Origin of the sequence: Actinokineospora cianjurensis, from assembly GCF_003663795.1 — a bacterium.
Classification (GTDB): Bacteria; Actinomycetota; Actinomycetes; order Mycobacteriales; family Pseudonocardiaceae; genus Actinokineospora; species Actinokineospora terrae.
Map to the genome: position 1 here is coordinate 20,250 of NZ_RCDD01000013.1, position 7,363 is coordinate 27,612.

General features: G+C 69.8%; 7 protein-coding genes. All 7 read left to right on the top strand.

Features of this window, described 5'->3' with window-relative positions; genetic code table 11:
- The 7 genes from argF (at position 1) to tyrS (ending at position 6,817) form a co-directional block, all read left to right on the top strand.
- The gene (gene argF, locus CLV68_RS33145; RefSeq protein WP_121394990.1) at positions 1 to 921 is read left to right on the top strand and encodes an ornithine carbamoyltransferase; all 921 of its coding nucleotides are present in this window, start codon (positions 1 to 3) and stop codon (positions 919 to 921) included.
- On the top strand, positions 918 to 1,454 hold the full coding sequence (locus tag CLV68_RS33150) for an arginine repressor (RefSeq protein WP_092776204.1): 537 nt from the start codon (positions 918 to 920) through the stop codon (positions 1,452 to 1,454). The genes argF and CLV68_RS33150 overlap by 4 nt, the downstream gene beginning before the upstream one ends.
- Complete coding sequence (locus tag CLV68_RS33155) at positions 1,447 to 2,643, top strand: argininosuccinate synthase (protein ID WP_092776201.1); 1,197 nt, start codon at positions 1,447 to 1,449, stop codon at positions 2,641 to 2,643. The genes CLV68_RS33150 and CLV68_RS33155 overlap by 8 nt, the downstream gene beginning before the upstream one ends.
- A gap of 105 nt (positions 2,644 to 2,748) precedes the next feature.
- A complete protein-coding gene (gene argH, locus CLV68_RS33160; protein ID WP_281274723.1) occupies positions 2,749 to 4,176 on the top strand; it encodes an argininosuccinate lyase in 1,428 nt (475 codons plus the stop codon).
- Positions 4,149 to 4,874 carry an SGNH/GDSL hydrolase family protein gene (locus tag CLV68_RS33165; RefSeq protein ID WP_121394992.1) on the top strand — a complete coding sequence of 242 codons (726 nt, stop codon included), beginning with the start codon at positions 4,149 to 4,151 and terminating at the stop codon, positions 4,872 to 4,874. Before argH ends, CLV68_RS33165 begins: the two co-directional genes overlap by 28 nt.
- Positions 4,856 to 5,494 (top strand): DNA-3-methyladenine glycosylase, encoded by a 639-nt coding sequence (locus tag CLV68_RS33170; protein ID WP_121394993.1) that lies wholly within the window; start codon positions 4,856 to 4,858, stop codon positions 5,492 to 5,494. Before CLV68_RS33165 ends, CLV68_RS33170 begins: the two co-directional genes overlap by 19 nt.
- Positions 5,495 to 5,542: 48 nt before the next feature.
- Positions 5,543 to 6,817 (top strand): tyrosine--tRNA ligase, encoded by a 1,275-nt coding sequence (tyrS, locus tag CLV68_RS33175; protein WP_121394994.1) that lies wholly within the window; start codon positions 5,543 to 5,545, stop codon positions 6,815 to 6,817.
- Positions 6,818 to 7,363: the final 546 nt, after the last annotated feature.

The following is a 7,363-nucleotide window of genomic DNA, read 5'->3' on the forward strand; positions in this document are numbered from 1 at the left end:
ATGCCGAGGCACTTCCTGCGCGACGACGACCTCACCCCCGCCGAGCAGCGCGAGATCCTCGACCTCGCCGACCGGCTCAAGGCCCACCCGCTGACCCACCGCCCGCTCGAGGGCAAGGCGGTCGCCGCGATCTTCGAGAAGAACTCCACCCGCACCAGGGTGTCCTTCGAGGTCGGCGTCGCCCAACTCGGCGGCACCTCGGTCATCGTCGACGGCCGCACCATGCAGCTGGGCCGCGAGGAGACCATCGAGGACACCTCCCGGGTGCTCTCGCGCTACGTCGACGTCGTCGTCTGGCGCACCTACGCCCAGAAGCGCATCGAGGCCATGGCCTCGGCCGCGAGCATCCCCGTGGTCAACGCGCTCACCGACGAGTTCCACCCCTGCCAGGTCCTCGCCGACCTGATGACCATCCGCGAGCGGCACGGCAGGCTCGCGGGCGTCACCGCCACCTACCTCGGCGACGGCGCCAACAACATGGCACATTCCCTGCTGCTCGGCGGCGCGACCGCGGGCATGCACATCCGGGTCGTCTCCCCGGTCGGGTTCGAGCCCCGCACCGACATCCTCGGCGACGCCACCAAGCGCGCCGAGGAGACCGGCGGCTCGATCACCGTCCTGGACGACCCGCACGCCGCCGTCGACGGCTCCGACGTGCTGGTCACCGACACCTGGACCTCCATGGGCCAGGAGAACGACGGCCGCGACCGGGTCAGCTCCTTCCGCACCCTGCGCGTCGACGCCGCGCTGCTCGACCGCGCCGCCCCCGGCGCCATCGTGCTGCACTGCCTGCCTGCGCACCGCGGTTGGGAGATCACCGACGACGTCCTCGACGTCCCGGCCAGCGCCGTGTGGGACGAGGCGGAGAACCGGCTGCACGCGCAGAAGGCCCTGCTCAGCTGGCTGGTGACGCACCCGTGACCACCTCGGCCGCGACCAGGGCCGCCCGGCAGGCCCGCATCGTCGAACTCGTCAGCGAGCGGGCCATCCGCAGCCAGACCGAGCTGGCCACGCTGCTGCACGCCGAGGGCATCGAGGCCACCCAGGCCACCCTCTCGCGCGACCTCGACGAACTCGGCGCGGTCAAGCTGCGCGGCCACGACGGCGGCGCCCCGGTCTACGTGATCCCCGAGGACGGCAACCCCGTGCGCGGCGTGCAGGGCGGCACCTCCCGCCTGACCCGCCTGCTGGCCGAGCTGCTCGTCTCCGCGGACGGCTCGGCCAACCTGACCGTCCTGCGAACCCCGCCCGGTGCCGCGCAGTTCCTGGCCAGCGCGATCGACCGGGCCGCACTGCACGAGGTCGTCGGCACCATCGCCGGTGACGACACCCTCATGGTCATCTGCCGTGAACCGGTGACCGGTCTGGAACTGGCCGACCGGTTCACCGCCATGGCCGCCCGCACGCCCGCGGGCACCAACGACGCGGCGAAACGAGGAGAGAACAATGAGTGACAGGGTGGTCCTGGCCTATTCCGGTGGGCTCGACACGTCGGTGGCGATCGGCTGGATCGCCGAGGAGACCGGCGCCGAGGTCGTCGCGGTGGCCGTCGACGTCGGCCAGGGTGGCGAGGACCTCGACACCATCCGCAAGCGCGCGCTGGAGTGCGGCGCGGTCGAGGCCGTCGTCGCCGACGCGCGCGACGAGTTCGCCGAGCAGTACTGCCTGCCCGCGCTGCAGGCCAACGCCCTCTACCAGGACCGCTACCCGCTGGTGTCGGCGCTGTCGCGCCCGGTGATCGTCAAGCACCTGGTCGAGGCCGCCAAGTACCACGGCGCGGGCACCGTCTCGCACGGCTGCACCGGTAAGGGCAACGACCAGGTCCGCTTCGAGGTCGGCATCGGCGCTCTTGCCCCCGACCTCAAGGTCATCGCCCCGGTCCGCGACTTCGCCTGGACCCGCGAGAAGGCCATCGCCTGGGCCGAGGACCGCAACCTGCCCATCGACGTGTCGAAGAAGTCCCCGTTCTCCATCGACCAGAACGTCTGGGGCCGCGCCGTCGAGACCGGCTTCCTCGAGGACATCTGGAACGCCCCCACCGAGGACGTCTACGACTACACCGCGAACCCGGCCGAGCCGCGCGACGCCGACGAGGTGGTCATCACCTTCGACAAGGGCGTCCCGGTCGCCATCGACGGCGAGACCGTCACCGTGCTGCAGGCCATCCAGGAGCTCAACCGGCGCGCGGGCGCCCAGGGCGTCGGCAGACTCGACATGGTCGAGGACCGCTTGGTCGGCATCAAGAGCCGCGAGGTCTACGAGGCGCCAGGCGCGATCGCGCTGATCACCGCCCACCAGGAGCTGGAGAACGTCACCGTCGAGCGCGACCTGGCCCGCTTCAAGCGCGGCGTCGAGCAGCGCTGGACCGAGCTGGTCTACGACGGCCTGTGGTTCTCCCCGCTCAAGGAGGCGCTGGACACCTTCATCGCCCGCAGCCAGGAGTACGTCACCGGCGACATCCGGCTCGTGCTGCACAGCGGCCGCGCGGTGGTCAACGGCCGCCGCTCCGAGCAGGCGCTCTACGACTTCAACCTCGCCACCTACGACGAGGGCGACACCTTCGACCAGTCCCTGGCCAAGGGCTTCGTCCAGCTGTGGGGCCTGCCGTCGAAGATCGCCGCGAAGCGCTCCCTGCACCACTGAGCTCTGCTCGATCACTGCTCTGCTCGATCACTGATGACTCTGCCCGGGCGCGGTCAGGCATACCTGCCGCGCCCGGGGCTATCCCGTCAAGGAAGGACTGTTTCGTTGAGTGAGCAGGAACCCACCGCGTTGTGGGGTGGGCGGTTCAGCTCCGGACCCGCCGAGGCCATGGCCGCGCTGAGTCTGTCGACCCACTTCGACTGGCGCCTTGCCAGCTACGACATCGCCGGGTCGCGTGCGCACGCGCGGGTCTTGCACCGAGCGGACCTCCTTACCGACACCGAGCTGACCGGCATGCTCGAAGCGCTGGACACTCTTGAACGAGACGTCCTCGACGGTTCCTTCACCCCCGTGCCCGCCGACGAGGACGTGCACACCGCCCTCGAACGCGGCCTGATCGACCGCGCGGGCACCGAGCTCGGCGGCAAGCTCCGCGCGGGCCGCTCCCGCAACGACCAGATCGCCACCCTGTTCCGCATGTACCTGCGCGACGCGGCCAGGGGCGTCGCTGGCGGCACCCTCGACGTGGTCGCGGCGCTGGTCAGCCAGGCCGACCGGCACCCGAACGCCGCCATGCCCGGCCGCACCCACCTGCAGCACGCCCAGCCGGTGCTGCTGGCGCACCACCTGCTCGCGCACACCCAGGCCCTGCTCCGCGACGTCGACCGCCTCCAGGACTGGGACCGCCGCGCCGCCGTCTCGCCCTACGGCTCCGGCGCGCTCGCGGGCTCGTCGCTCGGCCTCGACCCGGCCGCGGTGGCCAAGGAACTCGGCTTCGACGCCCCCACCGAGAACTCCATCGACGGCACCGCCTCGCGTGACTTCGCCGCCGAGTTCGCCTTCGTGGTCGCCATGCTCGGCGTCACCCTGTCCAGGGTCGCCGAGGAAGTGATCATCTGGACCACCGCCGAGTTCGGCTACGCCACCCTCGACGACGCGTGGGCCACCGGCAGCTCGATCATGCCGCAGAAGAAGAACCCGGACGTCGCCGAGCTTGCCAGGGGCAAGTCCGGTCGGATGATCGGCAACCTCACCGGCCTGCTGGCCACCCTCAAGGCGCAGCCGCTGGCCTACAACCGGGACCTGCAGGAGGACAAGGAGCCGGTCTTCGACTCCGTCGCCCAGCTCGAACTGCTGCTGCCCGCCCTCGCGGGCATGCTCGGCACCCTCACCTTCGACACCGACCGGCTCGCCGCGCTGGCCCCGGCGGGCTTCACCCTCGCCACGGACATCGCCGAGTGGCTGGTCCGCGCGGGCGTGCCGTTCCGGATCGCCCACGAGGCGGCGGGGGAGTGCGTCCGCAGGGCCGAGGCGCGCGGCGTGGGCCTCGAGGACCTCACCGACGCGGAGCTGGCGGAGGTGAACCCGGCGTTGACTCCCGAGGTGCGGGACGTGCTGACGGTCTCCGGGTCGATCGGCTCGCGCGACGCGTACGGTGGGACCGCGCCGCAGCGGGTCGCGGAGCAGCGGGACCGTGTCGTGCGACGAGTCGAGGAGTACCGGACGTGGGCGGAGCAGGTCATCCGGAAGTAACCCGCGTCCTGTTCGTAGGCAACAGCTTCACCTACTTCCACAACCTCCCCGAGGTGGTGGTCGCCCTCGCGCGACCCGACCGCGCCGTGTCGGTGGCGATGCTCGCCGCCCCCGGCGCGATCCTCGGGGAGACGTGGGCGAGCGGGGCCCTGGAGACCGCCTTACGTGAAGACGCGGACTGCGTCGTCTTGCAGGAACAGAGCACCCTAGGCGGCGACCTGGTGGTCGACGGGATACCCCGGCCACAGGACCCCGCCAAGTTCCACGCGGCAGTGCGCAGTGCGGTAGCCGCCATCGTCAGCGCCAACGCGTCAGCCACGCTCTACCTGACCTGGGCCAGGCAGGACGACCCCGACGCCCAGCACGCCCTCACCGACGCCTACACCTCTATCGGCAAGGAACTCGGCGTCGCCGTCTCGCCCGTGGGCATCGCCTGGCAGACAGCACTGGCTGAACGACCCGACTTGGTCCTCCACGACGAGGACGCCAGCCACCCAGCCGCAGCGGGCTCTTACCTTGCCGCGTGCGTGCTGACCGCGACCCTCTTCGGTCTAGATCCGCGGGGGCGCACTCGTCGCGTCACCGGCCAGGTCATCGACTCCGAAGGCGTCCTCGGTGATCCCAACGGCACACTGGTCGACCTGTCCGAAGCTGACGCCGCCTACCTCCAGGACGTCGCGTGGCGGACCACCTGCTGACTCGCGAAGAGCTCGCGATCGATCCCGTCGACGCCGCCAAGCTCCTACTCGGCGCGATCCTGGAAGCGGACAGCCCTGACGGCACCGTGCGGGTCCGCGTCGTCGAGGTAGAGGCATACCGAGGCGGGGATGACCCGGCGTCCCACTGCTACCGCGGTAAGACCCCACGCAACGAGGTCATGTTCGGCCCGGCCGGGTTCCTCTACGTGTACTTCGTCTATGGCATGCACTTCTGCGCCAACGTGGTCTCCCTGACCGACGGCGTCCCCGGTGCCGTCCTCCTCCGCGCCGGGGAGGTCATCGACGGCGTGGACCTCGCACGCGCGCGCCGACCCGCGTCCCGCTCGGACGCCGAACTCGCCAAGGGACCCGCCCGGCTCACCTCGGTGCTCGGCCTGGACGCGGCACGGAACGGGCTGGACCTGACCGACCCGGGTTCGCCGGTTCGCCTCCTTCGCGGTGAGCGTGTCCCGAAGGAGCGGGTACGCGTAGGACCACGCGTTGGCGTGGCCGTCGCCATCGACGTCCCGTGGCGGTTCTGGGTCGACGGCTCCAAGGCCGTCAGCGCCTACCGACGCGGCGGCAAACGAGGCGTCGTGAGGGTCGTACCTGGCCGTTAGCGCAAACCCGGTGGTTGCCTGCCGGTGCCGGGAGGGAAGATAGCGGCCGTGAGTGAACACATCCTCGACGAGTTGACCTGGCGCGGCCTGATCGCGCAGTCCACCGACCTCGACGCGCTGCGCAAGGACCTCGACTCGGGGCCACTCACCCTCTATGCGGGTTTCGACCCCACCGCGCCCAGCCTGCACGCGGGCAACCTTGTCCCGCTGCTCATGCTGCGCCGCTTCCAGCGCGCCGGGCACCGGCCGATCGTGCTCGCCGGTGGCGCCACCGGCATGATCGGCGACCCGCGGGACACCGGTGAGCGGACGCTCAACACCCTCGACGTGGTCGCCGAGTGGTCCGAGCGCATCCGCGGCCAGCTGGAGCGGTTCGTCGACTTCGACGACTCGCCCACCGGCGCGGTCGTGGTCAACAACCTCGACTGGACCCGCGAGGTGTCCGTCCTGGACTTCTTGCGCGACATCGGCAAGCACTTCTCGGTCAACGTCATGCTCGCCAGGGAGACCGTCAAACGCAGGCTCGAGTCGGACGGCATGTCCTACACCGAGTTCAGCTACCTGCTCCTGCAGTCGCACGACTACCTGCGGTTGCACCAGAGCCACGGCTGCAAGCTCCAGGTGGGCGGGTCGGACCAGTGGGGCAACATCATCGGCGGGGTGGAGTTGACGCGCCGGATGGCGGGAGCGTCGGTGCACGCGCTGACCGCGCCGCTTGTCACCGACGCTGAGGGGCGCAAGTTCGGCAAGTCCACCGGCGGCGGCAACATCTGGCTCGACCCGGCCCTGACCTCGCCGTATGCCTGGTACCAGTACTTCGTGAACGTGGGCGACGCCGACGTCTTGCGCTACCTGCGGCTCTTCACCTTCCTGAGCCAGGAGGAGATCCAGGCCCTGGAGCAGGACACCAGCGAACGTCCTCACCTGCGCTCCGCGCAGAAGCGGCTGGCAGAGGAGTTCACGACCCTCGTGCACGGCGAGCGGGAGACCACGCAGGTGAAGGCCGCGAGCCAGGCCCTCTTCGGCAGGGGGGAGCTGGCGGAGCTGGACCTGTCGACCCTGGACGCCGCCATGGCCGAGGCCCCGACCGGCGCCGCCCGCCTGTCCGAGGCGCCCACGATCGTGGACCTGCTGGTCGCGTCCGGTCTCGCGGACAGCAGGGGAGTGGCCAGGCGGACGGTCAACGAGGGTGGCGCCTACGTGAACAACGCCAAGGTCACCGACGAGGCGTGGACCCCGGCGAAGGAGGACTTGCTACACGACAAGTGGCTGGTGCTGCGCCGTGGCAAGCGGAATACGGCTGGGGTCCAGGTCCGGGCCTGAGCCCATCCGAGTGGTCCTCCCGTGGCCGTCGACCTCCCCAGGTCGGCGGCCACGGGTGTTTTCGCAGGTCAGAGGCATCTAATAGCGATCACGCCAGCCGGTTGAGAGAAAGTTGATGTGACGGCGGCCACATACACACGCCTCCGAGGGTGGGTTACGGTGGTTTTGCGGCCCGACACAGGGGTGGTGACCTGCGGTTTCACCCTGTGGTGGGTCCCTGTGGGTGCGATTTGACCCTGGGTTTCCGGCCGTGTAACTTTCTCTCTGTCAGCGCGACACGGGCCGGGAAAACCGGAACGAGCGCCAGACAGAGCAAGACCTCGAGTCAGACTTCCGAGGGGTGCGAACCAAGCTCCCACCGCAGGGTGATAGAGTGGGCGCCCTCGAAGGTTTCGAGACACAAGCCACAGCAGTACCAGCCTCTGGCGAGGCCGCTCAGCGCGGTTGACCTGGATGTGCGTGTGTTGTTTGAGAACTCAACAGTGTGCCGATTTAAGCCAGTAGAGCTTGAATGATTGAACCCCATTTGTGGGTTCCTTTGAGATG